Raw genomic sequence first — 1,221 nt, 5'->3', positions numbered from 1 at the left:
CCAAAAAAAGAGGAATTACCCATGGCAAAGGCCAAGTTTGAACGCAACAAGCCACACGTCAACGTCGGCACCATCGGACACGTTGACCACGGTAAAACAACCCTAACTGCCGCTATCGCAACCGTAGCAGCAAAAACCTCAGGCGGCGAAGCCAAAGACTACGCAGCCATCGATAGCGCGCCTGAAGAAAAAGCACGTGGCATCACCATCAACACCTCACACGTAGAATATGACACCGACACCCGTCACTACGCCCACGTTGACTGCCCAGGTCACGCCGACTACGTTAAAAACATGATCACCGGTGCCGCACAAATGGACGGCGCCATCCTAGTTGTATCAGCAACTGACGGCCCAATGCCACAGACTCGTGAGCACATCTTGCTTTCACGTCAGGTAGGCGTACCATACATCATCGTCTTCATGAACAAATGTGACCTAGTAGACGACGAAGAATTGCTAGAGCTCGTCGAAATGGAAGTACGTGAACTCCTAAACGACTACGACTTCCCAGGCGACGACACCCCAATCATGAAAGGTAGTGCCACCCAAGCCCTAAAAGGCGACGAAGGCAAATACGGCGAACCAGCAGTCGTAGAACTACTAAACACCCTAGACACCTACATCCCAGAGCCAGAGCGTGACATCGACAAAGCATTCCTAATGCCAATCGAAGACGTATTCTCAATCTCAGGTCGTGGTACCGTTGTAACTGGCCGTGTTGAATCAGGTATCGTAAAAGTTGGTGACGAAATCGAAATCGTTGGTATCAAAGACACCCAAAAAACCACCTGTACTGGTGTTGAGATGTTCCGTAAGTTGCTAGACGAAGGTCGTGCAGGCGAAAACTGTGGCGTACTACTCCGTGGTACCAAGCGTGAAGACGTACAACGTGGCCAAGTACTAGCCAAGCCAGGTTCAATCACCCCGCACACCAACTTCGACGCCGAAGTATACGTACTATCAAAAGAAGAAGGTGGTCGTCATACTCCGTTCCTAAACGGCTATCGTCCACAGTTCTACTTCCGTACCACTGACGTAACTGGCGCAATCCAATTACAAGACGGTACAGAAATGGTCATGCCTGGTGACAACGTTGAGATGAGCGTAGAGCTTATCCACCCAATCGCTATGGACAAAGGCCTACGTTTCGCTATCCGTGAAGGTGGCCGTACGGTAGGTGCTGGTGTGGTAGCTAACGTTAAAAACTAAGCGATACTG

General features: G+C 50.5%; 1 protein-coding gene. It reads left to right on the top strand.

Annotated features, from left to right (window positions below; translation table 11 throughout):
• Positions 1 to 21: 21 nt before the first annotated feature.
• Positions 22 to 1,212, top strand: coding sequence for an elongation factor Tu (gene tuf, locus BTV99_RS12430; RefSeq protein ID WP_075102673.1), 1,191 nt, complete (start codon positions 22 to 24; stop codon positions 1,210 to 1,212).
• Positions 1,213 to 1,221 lie beyond the last annotated feature (9 nt).

It is taken from the genome of Psychrobacter sp. Rd 27.2 (genome assembly GCF_001921755.1).
GTDB classification, from domain to species: domain Bacteria; phylum Pseudomonadota; class Gammaproteobacteria; order Pseudomonadales; family Moraxellaceae; genus Psychrobacter; species Psychrobacter celer.
Note: the sequence above shows the minus strand (reverse complement) of the source record. Positions and strands in the feature narration are given on the sequence as shown.